Here is a 15,361-nt window from a genome sequence, read left to right as displayed (position 1 = left end):
TCAACCGCGATCCCAACCATTGGCACGCATAGCGGCTAAACGGGCATGATGAGTTAGATCCAATTGCATTGGCGTGATCGAGATGCAGCCATCATCAATCGCATGAAAGTCTGTTCCTTCTGAACTATCTTTTGCATCCCCTGCTGCACCAATCCAGTAAATCAATTCGCCGCGAGGGCTTTTTTGAACTACCACCGGCTGGGAGTGGTGGCGGTTACCCAAGCGAGTAACTCTCCAGCGATACAGATCAGCATAAGGACGGTTTGGGATGTTCACGTTCAGCAAAGTTGCAGGGCCTTCGCTATGCGCCAACTTAGATACCAGCATTTGAGCCACGATATCGTGCGCTGCTTTTGCAGCATCTTCAATGCGGTTCCAGCCTTTATCAATTTGTGAGAAAGCAATACCAGGAACACCGAACATCACACCTTCAACTGCCGCAGCAACAGTACCGGAATACAGAGTATCTTCGCCCATGTTCTCGCCCTGATTAATTCCAGAAACTACGAGATCAGGCTTCTCATCCAAGAAACCGGTCATCGCAATATGCACACAGTCAGTTGGAGTGCCATTAATGAATAAGAATCCATCACGCTCACCTCCAGCTACACGATGAATAGAGAGTGGTCGCGAAAGCGTGAGAGAGTTAGAGGCGCCACTGTGATTTTGCTCTGGGGCAATGACTGTTACACGACCCAATGGGCGAATGGCATTGACCAGAGCTAAAAGACCAGGAGCAAGATAGCCATCATCATTTGAAATCAGAATATGTGGCTGCTTTGTGTTTTCACTCATGCTTGGAATACCCTTTGATTTCTGATCAATACTCTTAGGCTTTTGCCAATGGGGTCAATGAACGACCTCTGAACCATCCATATATTACTGGCAGTACCAAGAGGGTCAAAATAGTCGTTGTCACCATGCCACCCACAATCACCAAAGCCAGAGGACGTTGAGCCTCAGAGCCAATCGAGTGAGATAAAGCAGCTGGTAAGAGTCCTAAACCAGAAAGCGCAGCCGTCATCAATACCGGACGAACGCGCAAGGAAGCACCCTCCACCATGACATCTTTCATCTCGCCATGCTCGGTAGCGGCGGTCTTATTAATAAAGGAGATCAGAATCACACCATCCTGAATTGCAATGCCAAATAAGGATAAGAATCCAAAGAAAGCAGAAATACTCAAAGTCTCGCCCGCAAGATGCAAAGCAATCACGCCACCAATAGCTGCAAATGGCACGTTGATCATGACGATCACCGCATCACGGAAATTACCAAAAGCACTAACCAGCAACAAGAAGATGCCCAGTAATGCCAATGGCACGATCAACATCAATTTCTTCTGCGCTTGTTTCATTTGGTTGAATTGACCATCCCAACTAATCGAGTAGTTTGGTGGCAAGGTGATATTTTTCTCAACCAAGAATTGAGCATCCTCCACCGCGCTACCTAAGTCACGGTTACGTACGCTGAACTTAATAGCGATGTAACGCTTGCCTGCTTCTCGATAGATAAAGAATGGACCGTCACTTAACTGAACAGTTGCCACCATCGATAAGGGAATGGATGGCCCGTTAGGCGAGTCCACTAAGAGGTGGCCAATATCGGCCACGTCATTGCGACTACCTTCATTTAAACGAATGGCTATGCCAAAAGTCTTTTCATCCTCAAGGAGGTTGGTAACTGCAGCACCACCAATGGCGTTAGCAACCACGGTCTGAATATCATTCACGTTAATACCGTAACGCGCGGCACGTTCACGATCGATCTGAATATTTAAAGTCGGCTGACCCAACTCTTTGAGAACGCCCTCGTCCGCTACGCCGCGTACTTTTTTGAGCTGATCAATCACCTCATGGGCTTTTTGATCTAAGACCTCTAGGTCAGTTCCGTAAATCTTGACGGAGTTCTCACCCTTCACGCCGGAGAGCGCTTCATTCACGTTGTCCTGAATGTACTGAGAAAAGCTATAAGTAACACCCGGAATTTTATTAAGCTCAGTTTCAAGGTGGGCGATCAGGTCTTTCTTGCTGGAGCCGCTTGGCATCTTGTCAGGACTCTTTAAATAGAGACCATATTCTTGATTAAATACACCAGTGGAATCGGTACCATCATCGGGACGGCCAATCTGGGCTGCAACCTTATCAATCTCAGGTTGCTTTAAGAAAGTCTCACGCAATTGATTGGCTATCTTGACAGAGTAGTCGAGATCAACGGTATTTGGCAAAGTGACGCGCAACCAAATATTGTTCTCTTCCAGGGTTGGCAAGAAGGCTGTTCCCAGACGAGTCACACTTAATAAGGTCAGACCTAGAACAAATACCGCAACAGATACAACCGTTAATGGGCGATCCATCCACTTTCTCAATAGCGGTTTGTAGCCATTCAGAAGCTTGGTAATAAATCCCGGTGGTTTGTGATGTAAGTTCTCGCCAAATACCAAAGAGATCATGGCTGGCAAGAAGGTTAAGCTCAGAACCATGGCAGCGATCAAAGCAAAGCCCATGGTGAATGCCATTGGCTTAAAGATGATGCCCTCTACTCCGCCCATGAAGAATAATGGGGAGTAGGCAACAATAATGATTCCAGTCGAGTAAATCATGGCGCGCTGCACTTCACTGGTCGCTAAGATAATGCTTTGATTGAGGCGCTTGCCACCCTCTTCCAAGTGGCGCATGACGTTCTCCGTCAGAATCACTGCAGAGTCAACGATCACACCAAAGTCAATCGCGCCAAGAGAAATCAAATTCGCAGGCACGCTCCACAGATGCATCTGAATAAATGAGACGCACAGCGCTAATGGAATCACTGCTGCTACTACTGCTGCTGCGCGCAAATTACCCAAGAAGAAAAAGAGTACCGCGAGAACTAAAGAAATGCCAAAGAACAATGTGTGCTTCACAGTGCCGATGGTGATATCCAAGAGCACTTGTCGGTCATAGAACGGCACCACTTCAATTCCGGGTGGGAGTACTTGTTTGTTGATATTTTCAACGGTATTGCGAACGCGAGCTAAAACTTCAGTGGCATTCTCGCCACGGCGTAAGTAAACAATGCCTTCAACAGAGTCTGGGTTTTCATTGAACTGGAATAAACCCAAACGCGGTGCATTACCAATCTCTACCCCAGCTACGTCACCAATTCGGATGGGCACTCCATTGTGAATGGAGATCACTACCCGCTTAATGTCATCAATATTGCGTAAGAGTCCTACTCCACGGACTACAAATTGCTGTTCACCGCTGGGTAATAGGCCGCCACCAGTATTGCTATTGGCATTCGTTAAAGCAGCAATCAGCTCATTAACGGTAACGCCCTTAGACTGCAGACTCTCCGGGCTGACAATCACTTGGTATTGGCGAACCTTGCCACCAAAAGAGGAAACGTCAGCTACACCAGGAGTTTGTTTGAGCTCTTTATAGATCTCGTAGTTTTGTAGCGTCTTTAATTGAGTCGATGAAGCGTAATCCGACTTCACCTCATAACGCATGATCTCGCCAGTCGCATCCGAATCCGGACTGATACTGGAAGTGACTCCAGGCGGGAAGCTCACATTCGCAAGACTGGTAATAAATGTTTGGCGCGCTTTAAATGGATCAGTCGTGTCATTGAACTTCAAGGTAACAACAGATAAACCAAACAAAGAGACCGAACGGAAGGCTTGCAAGCCTGGAATACCGGCCAAGGCATTCTCGACCGGAATCGTAACTTGCTGCTCTACCTCAGTCGTACTTCTTCCTGGCCATTGTGAAATCGCCTGAATCGTTAATGGCGCTACGCCTGGGTAAGGCTGAATTGGTAGCTTAGAAAGGCTGAACATTCCCAAACCGAGGAGCACGATCGAGCCAACGATGACCAGCACACGTTTCTCAAGTACACCTCGAATAAAGGAAGTAAACGCGCTCACTTAGTCTTCCTGCTTTGCGAATCGATCGTTTAACAAGACTGCGCCTTCAGCCAAGACACGTGAACCTGGCTCTACACCTTCGGTAATGGCAAAAGCTTTGCTATTGAGGTCATAGCCTTTAACCGGCAAGCGGCGGTAAACCTCATCACCAGCTTTCACAATGACATAACGCATCTCACGAATACGCACTACTGCCGTTTGTGGGACAACAATTGCATCCGCCATGCCAGTAGTTAACTTGGCAGAAGCGTACATATCTGGACGCAGGAGATCGTCGTTGTTCTCAATATCTGCACGAATCAATAAAGCGCGAGTTTGCGGATCAATCGTTGGGGCAACGTAATTCGCATAAGCCACAAATTCTTTATCTGGATAGGCTTCCACTTGCAGAATCATTTTTTGACCTGGCTTAATCAAGCGGAAATCTTGCTCAAATACATTGCCCAAGAACCAAAGTTGCTTTGGATCGGCCAAAGTGGCAATTACATCACCAGCACTTAAAGCTGAACCAGGCTCGACATTACGCTTGACTACCACTCCCTTGAGTGGGGAACGCATTACTAAATTGTTTTGGGTTTTGCCAGTCGTTTCAATTGCTTTGATATCACCATCGCCAGCACCGAGATTACGCATACGGTTTGCGGCAGCTTGTTGGGTAATGCGGGCATCACCTAGCAAGTCGCTCATGGTCTTATTAGTCTCTAATACTTTCGCCATTTTTGATGAAAGCAAATACTCTTGCTGAGCAGACAGAAATTCTGGGCTATAGAGCTCTACTATTGGAGAACCAATATTGACCTCGGCACCATCAAATGCATAGATGCGCTCTACACGCCCTGGTGCGCGCGCAGAAAGAACTTTAGACTTTTCAGCATTGAACGCTAAACGACCTGGCACTTTGATGTCGATGGGTACCTGGACTTTTTCTGCAGTCTGGAAGATGTAAATTTCTGGGTTGAGCTTGATGCCAGCAAGCTTTAACTCCAAGATGCCGCTCTTCTCTACTTTCAATGCCTTATCAGAGGCTTCAATTTTGACGTTACGGTTCACATTGGTAATGCGGCCGACCACAATACCCACTGAAAGAATGGCAAAAGCAAAGGCAGCCAAGCGAACGCGATGACGATTTTGTGGGCTGAGATTCCAATACAGGCCAGCAACACTTGCAAGAGCTACCTGCAGTCTGTGGCCACCAAAATGTAATGCCTTATCAGTAATAGGCTTTGCTTTATCAGCAAACTGCTTTAGAAAAGAAAGAATTTTGTCTTTCAACACTGCTCCTTAAAAAGGTTCTTTGCCAGATGTCACTAGCAACACTGCTTGCGCTTGGAGAAGATTGCTCTCCGCTTGCGCCAATTGAACTTCGAGATTGCGCAATTGGGTTTGCGCTGTCAGCAAATCATTAAATCCCTGACCATTATTGGAGTACTGAGTGAGGCCAACCTTATAAGCAGCATCTGCTTGGGGAACTTGGCGCTCTTTGAGAAATTGCGTTTGATTCTTTGCTTGCTCATACGCAGCATAGGCACCATTCACCGCCAGCACAATCTGTTGACGATTGGAGATATTGCCCGCTTCGGCTGCAGCTTGATTGCGCTGTGCCTGCTCTACCCCGTATTTCTCTTTCGTGAAGAAATACAAGGGAATAATTAAGTCCAACTCAAACTGATAGAACATCGCGCCGTTATTGGCCGAGAATGGGCCGCGCGGGGTAAAGGAAGAACCAATCACTTGGAAGTCTGGCAAATAAGCCTTCTTCGCCAAATCCACGCCTTTGCGTGCTGCCTCTAACTGCAATGCTGAACTCTTTAATGAGGGATGACTTGTTTCGGCATAGTCTTCTAACTCAATTAATGTTGGGACACTATTCATTGCGCGGCGGACATCCCCACGCAGTACAAGCTTTTCTCTGGAGTGGCGACCTACTAAAGTATTGATATTGTTTAGAGCAACCGATAGTTGGCGCTCTACATTAAATTGATCTGCTTGCGCTGCACTTTGTGCCACCTGCGCATTGAGGTATTCAACATAAGCAGCCGCATTGTTGGAGTAACGCGCCTTAGCGACGTTCTTAATCATCTCCAAACGCATGACAGACTCTTTTAAAACTTGCAATTGCTTTTGCGATGCCAATGCACCGTAATACAGAGTCGAAAGCTGTGCACCTAACTGCAAATAGGTTGCTTCACTTTGGGCAAGCAAGGCTTCCGCATTGGTATTGGCAATGTCTGATGCCAGGCTCTTTTTACCTGGGAACTGAAACGGCTGAGCAATGGATATGGCGTTATTGCTACTGATGCCATTTTGATATTGCGGTGTTGGTGCATTAGCCCCACCCAAAGCAAATGGTGAATTGACTGGCATACCAGACCACACCAAACCGACCTGCGGGTTGGCTGGCGCATTGATTTGCGGCACAGTGGCTTTGGCAGATAGGTATGACTCACGCAATGAAGACAACTGCGGGTTGTTTAATTTCAGTTCAGTCCAGAGCTGACGCAAATCCATTTCAGCCGGGCCTGATGGTGCACCCTTGGTGTAGATCTTGGGTGTATCGCTCTTCGTTACTGGTGCAAACAACGATGCGGCATTGGCAGGATTAGCAGTTTCATTACTTACAACTGGCGGCGCTGACAAAGAGTCCTTCGATTCATTCGTTTGGACTGTGACGCTAGCCGGTATGGGGGCATTTGACTGGGCAAAAACAGAAGATACAAAAAATAAGGAAGCGACGGCACAAGCAACCCGGTGCTTGGGGGTTAATCTTGCATCAACAAATGTGCTCGTTTTTTTATGGCCGTGAATCAAATCGGCTGCCTCTAAATCTGTACTAATGCTGTTTTTATAGCCCCAGATGCAGGTTTCCCTGAATTTTTAGGGGGGTTGAACGATTATAGGTGAGAAATCCCAAAAGTCGAATTATTGGAGTTTCGTATCTTATTGATTCTAAAGACAATAATTAATCTGAACCACCTTGCAATGCTTAAAACTCGGCGTGAACCCTAAAAGATAGGATGTTTACCGGTCCGCGGGCAGAGTTATAGGCGGGATTAATGATGTGCTGAAAGTTCAATCCTGCTAGAACATTCTTAATGACAGTGGCGTTGTAATAGACCTCACCGATCCGCTCAGGAGAATACGAAATAGTCTGACTTGGGCTAGCGTAGTCACCAATGAAATAAGACACACCCCCTGCTTGCAGGTAGGAACGACGATAGCTAGATAAGCCGTTTTGCATCACGGATATGCCAATACTATCGTTTGGGCGCTTCCAACTTGTACCGTTCATGCCCATACCAACAGAGATCGAGTTGTCTGCTTCAGTGAAGGACATTGTTTCGGTATGGCCATCTGATGTAAATGCGCGACCGTAGACACCGAGGTCTTTTGTTAAAGCTTGTTCTCCATGCAAACCAATACCGGTTTTGTATTGCATGTTGTTGCGAACATTGTTAATGGCTTGAGTGCCCTGCGCATTATTTTGAATTACATAATTAGTGGCGTCTGAGAAACGAGCCAACATCATCTTGTTACGATAAGCCAAGACGCTGACTTTGCCAGGAAGATCGGCAATGTTATGTTGACGCTCTACTTCTACTTGGTCGCCATAGGTGTTGAAGATTTGCCAATTAAGATCACGGCCATTTGGTGATTTAGGAGCAAGCATGCGTGAGGCGCGCATCACCCAGTTATCGAGATACCACTCACCCGCCAAGCCCCAGCTGTAGCCTCTCGCATCAGCTGCGTAGTCATAGGCCAGATAGGTCATATTGCCCCAGTTCATAAACTGAATGCGGGGATCTTTAGCGTAACGGCTGTCATCAAAGATGTCGAGTGTAGAGAACTGACCGCCAGTCAATACAACACGATTACTACTGACAGTTTGCGTAATTTGATTGGCTTCATTCTCCAGAACGACTTTATCGCCCTCTTGATTAATCGTTTGACGAACAAAAGCACGCGCAGAATAAAACTTGGCTTGCGCGCCATTGGCTTTAGTCGCCTCACCGTTTGTGAAACCACCTAAACCAGAAAGATCGGAGAATGGCACACCAGACACTACTTCTGGGTTGAAGTAGACATCGGTATTCGGCGCAAGACGTGCGCCAAAGAACAAGGTACCAGACCATGTGTAACTCATCGACTTCTGAGCATCCAAACTATTCTGACCAGAATAGGATGAATTGAAATTGTTATAACGCTGATTGATGTAAGTCGTTTGGCCGTGAATATTTACAGGCAACCCAAACAACTCACCCTCTGTAGGCAAATCGGCAATTGGAGAAGCAAAAGTGGCAATTTGGTCTGAGCCAGATCCCGCCTTCTGGGCGAGCGTAGTCGTGCTGCAAAAGGCAGCAAGCAAGCTCAACAGGAGAAGATAGGATTTGTGGGTCATTCACAATTTCATCATGCTTAGCATCAATGGCCAATGAAGATTAAGGGCCAGATCTACCGGGGTAAAAACAAGACAACTCGGATAGGCACGGCGTGAGATTGAAGCTCAACAGTGGTGCAGGCCAAATTATCCCCAAAAAGAGGCAATTTACCTAGAATTTATGTCGATTTAGTGACGATTGGAGTGAGAGATGTTGCTGAGGTGGCGCTCAGCCAACAGTACGGCGATCCATCAGCGCTCTGGCCAAGGTGCCTGCATCCACATACTCAAGTTCACCACCTACCGGAATACCTCTGGCGATTCTGGTGACTTTGATACCTTTGGATTTGAGTACTTCACCAATGTAGTGGGCTGTGGCCTCACCTTCACTTGTGAAATTCGTAGCCAGAACAACTTCTCTGACTGGCACTCCAGTATCCGGAGATTCAATGCGATTAAGCAATCGATCGAAATGGATTTCATTCGGACCCATGCCATCGAGTGGCGAGATGCGGCCCATCAATACAAAGTAATTGCCCTTGAAACTTAATGTCTGCTCGACCATCACTTGGTCAGCCGGTGTTTCCACAATGCATAGTAAAGATGGATCACGACGATCATCATTACAAGTTGCGCAGATTTGGGTTTCAGAGAAGGTATTGCAACGAGCGCAGTGCCCCACTGTATCTACAGCTTCACCTAATGACTGGGCAAGAACTGCTGCACCATTGCGATCGTGCTGCAGCAAATAGAAAGCCATGCGTTGTGCTGACTTTGGCCCTACTCCAGGCAATACACGCAATGCCTCGATCAATCGACCGAGGGCATCTTGTGGAGCTTCTTGACGTGCCATTAAATAAACAGTTTTTTATTAATGATTAAAAAGGCAACTTGAAGCCAGGAGGCATTGGCATACCAGCAGTAGCACCAGACATCACTTGTGAGCTAGCGGCTTCTACTTGTTTGAATGCTTCTGTATAGGCAGTGACTAATAAGTCTTCCAGCATTTCGCGATCATCCATTGCACCTGGATCGATCTGAACGCGTTTCATTTCGTGTTTGCCAGAGATGGTGACTTTAACCAAACCACCGGCTGCTTGGCCAGTGACTTCTAGCGCAGCCAATTGCTCTTGCGCTACTTTCATCTTCTCTTGCATCTGCTGGGCTTGTTTCATCAAACCAGCAAGGCCACCTTTCATCATCGCTTTATTTCCTTGTATCTAATATTGTTAAATCTGACAATTAAAGAGGCTTAACAGAACCACCAACTACTTTGGCTCCAAACTCTTTTTCTAATTGCTGAATAAATGGATCTTGAGCAATCATCTGCTCTGCGTTTTGTCTTTTCTCTTGATGAATCTGCGCATCGACTTTAGCTACTGTCTTGCCTTCAACTTCACCCTTCTCTATTAATACTTTGATCGGCTTGCCGAAGTGTGCGCTTAATGCATCAGCCAGACGACCAACTGACGCTTCTGAAGCCAGCTGCGGCATTGGCGTCACAACAGTAGCGCGCACGCCTGCTGGTGAATCTTCCCAATCTTGTAACTCTGTCTGAAACGCTAACTGCTGAACCAAACCTTTAACCGGCAACTGACGCATCAAGGCATGCCAGTCTGGACGATTGGCTGCAGATGCAGTGACCGCTGGTGCAGGAGCTAGAGGAGCTGAAGCGGCAGGCTTAGCCGCCATAGGTGCTGGAGCAGATGCTGCAGGCGCCGACCTGACCGGAGCAGCAGTTTGATTTGCTGGTGCCGCTGGTCTTGGGGCGCTTGCTACTGGTGGCGCTGAATTCCCTGCTCTACCTGGCGTTTCATTTCCGGGACGAAAGGCCAACATGCGCAAGAGCGTCATGGCAAAACCAGTTTGCTCATCTGGAGCTAGTGATAAATCTGGGCGACTAGTAATGCTGATTTGGTAGAAGAGTTGCGCTTCTTCTTTTGTCAGTGCGCTAGCTAAGCGACGAATTTCTGCAGCTTCAGGCCAATCTTCTAAAACAGATTCTGGAACGATTTGTGCAGCAGCGATTTTCTGAATGAGGCTTGATAAATCTGCAAGTGCTAATGAGAAAGACATACTGCGCTCACCCATTTCATTGGCAATTGCCAATAGCGTTGCGCCATCTTTAGCTATTAGTGAATCTAGAATTCTGATGAGGTATGCATCGTCTAATGTGCCGAGCATGCCGCGCACTGCTTCTTCAGATACTTTGCCAGCGGCGTATGCAATGGCTTGATCAGTGAGTGATAAGGCATCGCGCATGGAGCCTTGTGCTGCTTTTGCTAAAACACGCAATGCATTGGTTTCGCAATCCACTTTTTCTGCGGCGAGTACTTTTTCTAAATGCTCAACGATGAGCGGTACTGGCATTTGCTTGAGATTGAACTGCAAGCAGCGGGACAGAATCGTTACTGGAATCTTTTGTGGATCAGTAGTCGCCAGTATGAACTTCACATGTTCAGGCGGCTCTTCGAGCGTTTTGAGCATGGCATTAAAGGCATGATTGGTGAGCATGTGCACCTCGTCAATCATGTAGACCTTGTAACGCGCATTACTTGGAGCGTAGGCTGCCTTCTCTAATAGAGCTGCAATATCGTCTACCCCGCGATTACTCGCAGCATCCATCTCGATATAGTCAACAAAGCGTCCAGCATCGATTTCGAGGCAAGCTGGGCATTTTCCGCAGGGTTCTGAGGTCATGCGCCCTTGGCCATCTTCCCCGGTGCAATTGAGGGCTTTGGCCATAATGCGGGCGATTGTGGTCTTTCCGACCCCACGAGTGCCTGTAAAGAGCCAAGCGTGGTGTAGTCGACCTTGGTCTAAGGCATGGGTTAATGCCTTAACCACATGGTCTTGTCCTACCAATTGGGAGAAAGTTTTAGGGCGCCACGAACGGGCTAAAGCCAATGCTGTCATGTATTACATTCTAACAAGCTAAAATGGAATTGGACGGGCCTCCCCGCATGGCGGTTTGGATAACCTGGTCAGGTCGGGAACGAAGCAGCCAAACCCAATTCTGTCAGTGCCGGGGGTCGGGCTCGTCCACCTTCCCCAAGCCAGATTTAGCTTGATTACAGGATCTTTAAGACCCTGAAGATTCCCCAAATCATCCAAATAATCAGTAGAACTAGGACTACCCGGGAATCCATTACTAATCTAAACAGGCGTTGTTGCTTATGTCTACATTCAATCGCTAGGTGCATGCCTAATCCCCCGGTAGTCAGAAAGATTCAGCGTAGAGGTTTAGGAGGTTAAAGAACAGGGATTTAGGATGATTTGGGCGTAGGAAAAGATTAAGTCATAAGACTATCAAGAATTCATAGGGAGTGGAATAAGCACAAGCTTTTTAAGCCTTTACAAGTGTAAGGTCTTACTTTACACTTGAGCATTCAGAATTAAAATGCCTGAATGATTCAATCGTTTATTCACAAAGGTTTACAAGAATTATTTACCGAAGGTAAAAGTAGCAAAATTAATAGAGTTTTAGTTAGCAGAACTCTTCGGCGCCTAGATGCAATAGATTCTGCAATGAGTTTGAGCGATTTAAATGTCCCCGGATTTAACTTTCACGGATTAGAAGGAAAGCCTAAAAGATTTAGCATTCATATTAATGGTCCCTGGTGCATCACTTTTGAGTGGCTTGAAGAGAATGCTTACCGAGTTAACTTAGAAAACTATCACTAACATCATGCGCAAAAGATCCCCTACCCACCCTGGAGCCATTCTGAGAGAGGATGTATTCCCCACCTTGGGAATTTCTGTCACTGAATTTTCAAAGCATCTTGGGGTATCAAGACAAACATTACATGCCGTTCTCTCTGAAAAAAGCGCCATCACGCCTGAGCTCGCCCTAAGACTCGGAACCTTCTTGGGCAATGGGCCCCAGCTTTGGATTGAAATGCAATCTAAATACGATTTGTGGCATGCAGAGTTGAAGCTCAAAAAAATCTTGCCAAAGATTCCATTATTCAATGGCCTTTTGGCAGCGTAACTCCACCTTAAGGCTAGAGGTTACTCATGAAGAAGAAATATATTGGCAGTAGCTTTGATGATTTCTTAAAACAAGAATCGATCTTTGACCACTCTAGTGCAGTGGCAGTCAGAAGAGTTATCGCCTGGCAAATTGAACAAGAAATGATTAAGCAAAGGCTTACCAAGACTTTAGTGGCCAAGAAAATGCTTACCAGCTGAATCAGATGCAAGCCTCACGCCACTGACATCAACAAGCGCTGCATCCGCACTTGGCAAGGACAAGCCGAACTCAAGGCACAATAGTCACTCAAATATCTTTTACTAAAGAAGCCCATGCCACAAGCCATTATTTTCGATGTAGAAGCAACCGATAAGAACAATGCCGTCATTATTGAGGCCGCATCTTTAGACGTCACTTCCATCAATCCTCTAGCGGTTGGTAATCCTTGGGTCCAGCGTTACAACCCCGGCAAGCCAATTAGCTTGGGTGCTTTGGCAACTCACCACATCATGGATGAGGAATTGGTTAACTGCCCTGCTAGCACTTCATTTAGATTGCCTGCCGGCACTAAGTACATCATTGGTCACAGCATTGATTTTGACTGGGAGGCTATTGGCAAGCCTGAAGTTAAACGTATTTGCACCCTTGCTCTCGCTCGCAGCCTTTGGCCTGATTTAGATAGTCATACTCAAAGCGCCCTGCTCTATTACTTTGAAAGAGCTACTGCTAGAGAGCAATTGCGTGATGCGCATAGCGCGTTAGCTGATGTGTGGATCTGCTCTAAGATTCTTGGACAGATCATTGAGAAGCTGAAGCCATCTTCTTTAGATGCTTTATGGGAGATGTCTGAGAAAGCTCGCATTCCAACCGTTATGCCTTTTGGTAAACACAAAGGTGAGTTGATCAGCATGGTTCCATCTGACTATAAGCAATGGATGCTGCGTCAAGACAACGTATCGGAATTCTTGCGCAAAGCTCTTGAAGCCAAATAAATGCCTTTACTAGGGAATAAGGAATCCGTGATTTCCTTATTCCCCTTCCAGGCAGCTGCTGCTTGTTCTGTTTTTTCTTTACTTCCGCTTTACTTCTGCTTCCTTACTGATACTTGCGGCTAAATACTTGGGTATTACTACGCTCGTTGCGCTTCGTGTTTTTTAATACGGTGCAGTAAGACAAAACTACGATCACTGCGAATGAGATGCCGTTGAAGTTATTTAATAGTTCCATTTGATTTCTCCTTGTTTGCTTTTGCTTGATTTTTACTTGATTGGTTGATTAATTATTTATCGTGCTACGGGTAATTCATCCCACTGCGTGGTGTAGTTTGGCGATCTATTGCCTGATCTCATTTGCCAGTCTTGCTTAGTTCCAGATGCTGCGGTTTTGATGGCGGCATTACCAAAACGAGTATTGATCGAGTCCATGGCTTTCATGAGTCCAGCAGATTTGCCTTTGACTTCCATGTCATCAAATAATGATTGCTGCATGGTGGGTTTGTCAGCCAAGAGATTGAGAATGACGCCTGCTTTTTTGTACTTAAAGCCTGTCTTATAGATTTGCTTTAGCCCCTTTAATGCAGCGCTAGTGAGGGTTAAGGTGTTGTCACTAGGGTCGCTCAGAACTACTGTGATGCTTTGATGGTGTTGTGGCTCAAACGGCTTATGTGGATTGGTTTGCACAAAAATAGTGAGTGCGCCCGTGACTGACTTTTGGCTTCTGAGTTTCTCGGCACCTCTTGCAGCATGAGTAGCAACAGACTCAGCTAACTCTTCCATGGAGGTCACTGGCTTACCAAAGCTTCTTGAAGAAATAATCTGCTGTTTAGCTGGGGCCACTTCTTCGAGCTGCAGGCAAGATACGCCACGCAACTCGTAGCAAATGCGCTCAATTACAACACCAAACTGTTGACGCATCGCTTGTGGTGATACTTGCACTAGATCAAATACGCTATTGATCTTGAGCTCTTTGAGTTTCTTGGCAGTCTTGCCTCCAATACCCCACACCTCACCTACGGCTGTCTCTGCCATCCATTGATAGAGCGCTTCTTTAGACATAGAACTGATGTCACATACACCAGCAAACTGGGGATTCTTTTTAGCCAAGTGATTGGCTAACTTAGCAAGAGTCTTGCTAGCACCAATACCAACGCATACAGGCAAGCCTGTAGTGTCTTTAACATCTTGCTTAATGATTTGACCTAAGCTAGTTGGGTCAGCATATTGCTTGAGCACTGTCTCGATTTGCAGAAAGCTCTCATCAATACTGTAGACCTCGAGATTGGGTGTGAACTTTCTTAAGACTTCCACTACCCTACCGCTCATATCGCCATACAAAGTGTAGTTTGAGGAATAAGCCTGGATGCCATGTTGCTTAGCCAGATCTTTCATCTGAAACCAGGGTGTACCCATCTTCACGCCCAGCGCTTTAACTTCAGCACTACGCGCTACTGCACAACCATCGTTATTGGATAGCACCACCATTGGTACATCTTCTAACTTGGGAGCAAATACGCGCTCGCAAGATACGTAGAAGTTGTTCACATCTACGAGTGCGAAGAGTTGATTAGTTTGGCCAGCTTGGTTCATGCGGACCTCCCGTTTCTGCTGCTTGCGTGGCTGTACTTGCGCACTACTCCAACGACTACACCCCAGATTTGGAGTTCGCTGTTCTCGTTAAAGGTAATGGGCTCGTAATTTGGGTTCTCTGGCTGAAGCTCGGTTTTGCCACGCAATTGATAGAGGCGCTTGATGGTGTACTCATCGTCCACTACGGCAACAACAATGTCTTTATGTTTTGGCTTGAGGGCTTTATCGACCACCACCTTGTCGCCGTCACAAATACCCGCACCCATCATCGAATCACCCTTGACGGTGAACATGAAGGTAGCTGGCTTGTTTTGGACTAAATAGTGGTTTAAATCGAGACCTTCCTCCGCATAATCCGCTGCTGGGCTCGGAAATCCCGCTGAAATGCGGTGGCTCAGGAGCTTGAACTCATAGGCGCCATTGGCTGCCAAGGCCTGTGGGTCCTGGGTCAGCGTGCTTTCTGAGGAGCTTTGTGGAAGTGCGATAAGTGCCATGGGTTCTAATATACTGTATATCCATAC

General features: G+C 46.7%; 14 protein-coding genes, 1 other RNA gene and 1 pseudogene. 5 read left to right on the top strand and 11 right to left on the bottom strand.

What is annotated here, in order from left to right:
• The 8 genes from surE to dnaX all read right to left on the bottom strand — a co-directional run bounded on the left by surE (position 1) and on the right by dnaX (position 11,198).
• Positions 1-795: a 5'/3'-nucleotidase SurE gene (gene surE, locus ICN14_RS01840; RefSeq protein ID WP_216224414.1), complete on the bottom strand. Its 795-nt coding sequence runs from the start codon at positions 793-795 to the stop codon at positions 1-3.
• Between the two features lie 34 nt (positions 796-829).
• The gene (locus ICN14_RS01835) at positions 830-3,907 is read right to left on the bottom strand and encodes a CusA/CzcA family heavy metal efflux RND transporter (RefSeq protein ID WP_216224413.1); all 3,078 of its coding nucleotides are present in this window, start codon (positions 3,905-3,907) and stop codon (positions 830-832) included.
• Complete coding sequence (locus ICN14_RS01830) at positions 3,908-5,182, bottom strand: efflux RND transporter periplasmic adaptor subunit (protein ID WP_370624794.1); 1,275 nt, start codon at positions 5,180-5,182, stop codon at positions 3,908-3,910. It abuts the gene before it with no gap.
• 6 nt (positions 5,183-5,188) lie between these two features.
• Positions 5,189-6,715, bottom strand: coding sequence for a TolC family protein (locus ICN14_RS01825; protein ID WP_216863197.1), 1,527 nt, complete (start codon positions 6,713-6,715; stop codon positions 5,189-5,191).
• A gap of 175 nt (positions 6,716-6,890) precedes the next feature.
• Positions 6,891-8,303, bottom strand: a complete 1,413-nt coding sequence (locus ICN14_RS01820) for a carbohydrate porin (RefSeq protein WP_216224410.1) — start codon at positions 8,301-8,303, stop codon at positions 6,891-6,893.
• A 208-nt stretch (positions 8,304-8,511) separates the two neighbouring features.
• Entirely contained in the window at positions 8,512-9,135 is a 624-nt protein-coding gene (gene recR, locus ICN14_RS01815) for a recombination mediator RecR (protein ID WP_216224407.1), read from the bottom strand.
• Positions 9,136-9,160: 25 nt separating this feature from the next.
• The gene (locus ICN14_RS01810) at positions 9,161-9,484 is read right to left on the bottom strand and encodes a YbaB/EbfC family nucleoid-associated protein (protein ID WP_046330302.1); all 324 of its coding nucleotides are present in this window, start codon (positions 9,482-9,484) and stop codon (positions 9,161-9,163) included.
• A gap of 40 nt (positions 9,485-9,524) precedes the next feature.
• Positions 9,525-11,198 (bottom strand): DNA polymerase III subunit gamma/tau, encoded by a 1,674-nt coding sequence (gene dnaX / locus ICN14_RS01805; RefSeq protein WP_216224406.1) that lies wholly within the window; start codon positions 11,196-11,198, stop codon positions 9,525-9,527.
• 32 nt (positions 11,199-11,230) lie between these two features.
• On the opposite strand from dnaX, the gene ffs reads away from it, so the two are divergent.
• From ffs to ICN14_RS01780, 5 genes and pseudogenes are all read left to right on the top strand, one after another.
• Positions 11,231-11,328, top strand: an RNA gene (ffs, locus tag ICN14_RS01800) — signal recognition particle sRNA small type.
• Between the two features lie 362 nt (positions 11,329-11,690).
• Positions 11,691-11,966, top strand: a complete 276-nt coding sequence (locus ICN14_RS01795; RefSeq protein WP_216224405.1) for a type II toxin-antitoxin system RelE/ParE family toxin — start codon at positions 11,691-11,693, stop codon at positions 11,964-11,966.
• Positions 11,967-11,970: 4 nt separating this feature from the next.
• Positions 11,971-12,273, top strand: coding sequence for a HigA family addiction module antitoxin (locus ICN14_RS01790; RefSeq protein ID WP_216863196.1), 303 nt, complete (start codon positions 11,971-11,973; stop codon positions 12,271-12,273).
• A gap of 26 nt (positions 12,274-12,299) precedes the next feature.
• Positions 12,300-12,579 (top strand): annotated as a pseudogene (locus ICN14_RS01785) (Fis family transcriptional regulator).
• An 8-nt stretch (positions 12,580-12,587) separates the two neighbouring features.
• Complete coding sequence (locus tag ICN14_RS01780) at positions 12,588-13,247, top strand: putative quorum-sensing-regulated virulence factor (protein ID WP_216224404.1); 660 nt, start codon at positions 12,588-12,590, stop codon at positions 13,245-13,247.
• A gap of 103 nt (positions 13,248-13,350) precedes the next feature.
• On the opposite strand, the gene ICN14_RS10340 is transcribed toward ICN14_RS01780, so the two are convergent.
• Genes ICN14_RS10340 through ICN14_RS01770 form a run of 3 tightly spaced genes read right to left on the bottom strand, consistent with a single transcriptional unit; the run spans position 13,351 to position 15,334 of the window.
• Positions 13,351-13,482, bottom strand: coding sequence for a hypothetical protein (locus ICN14_RS10340; RefSeq protein WP_255535920.1), 132 nt, complete (start codon positions 13,480-13,482; stop codon positions 13,351-13,353).
• Between the two features lie 56 nt (positions 13,483-13,538).
• Positions 13,539-14,840: a Y-family DNA polymerase gene (locus ICN14_RS01775; protein WP_216224403.1), complete on the bottom strand. Its 1,302-nt coding sequence runs from the start codon at positions 14,838-14,840 to the stop codon at positions 13,539-13,541.
• On the bottom strand, positions 14,837-15,334 hold the full coding sequence (locus ICN14_RS01770) for a LexA family transcriptional regulator (RefSeq protein ID WP_216224402.1): 498 nt from the start codon (positions 15,332-15,334) through the stop codon (positions 14,837-14,839). The genes ICN14_RS01775 and ICN14_RS01770 overlap by 4 nt, the downstream gene beginning before the upstream one ends.
• Between the last annotated feature and the right edge of the window lie 27 nt (positions 15,335-15,361).

It is taken from the genome of Polynucleobacter sp. MG-27-Goln-C1 (assembly GCF_018881905.1).
Lineage (GTDB): Bacteria > Pseudomonadota > Gammaproteobacteria > Burkholderiales > Burkholderiaceae > Polynucleobacter.
The sequence above is the reverse complement of the archived record's forward strand: the minus strand, read 5'-3'. Positions and strand labels throughout refer to the sequence as shown.